General features: G+C 35.0%; 1 pseudogene. It reads right to left on the bottom strand.

Annotated elements, in window-relative coordinates:
• Nucleotides 1-83: 83 nt before the first annotated feature.
• Nucleotides 84-234: pseudogene (locus HMPREF2813_RS09715) on the bottom strand (glycerophosphodiester phosphodiesterase family protein); the annotation flags it as partial.

Raw genomic sequence — 234 nt, 5'->3', positions numbered from 1 at the left:
AAACACTTTTCAATTGAAAAGTGTTTTTCATCATAGATGGCATTAATAACCGTAAATAAACTTACCTACGGTTATAATAGAAATTATTTTATTCCTTTTAAGAATTCCACGCCAGTATCTGGGAAATCAGTAAATACACCTGTTGCCCCTGACTTATTCAATAAGGCATCATACATTTGATTTACGTCTGTGAAAAACGCGGGTAGTGCATCTTTACGCACGGTGTAAGGATGC

Source organism: Haemophilus sp. HMSC066A11, from assembly GCF_001811665.1.
GTDB lineage: Bacteria > Pseudomonadota > Gammaproteobacteria > Enterobacterales > Pasteurellaceae > Haemophilus > Haemophilus influenzae.
The sequence above is the reverse complement of the archived record's forward strand: the minus strand, read 5'-3'. Positions and strand labels throughout refer to the sequence as shown.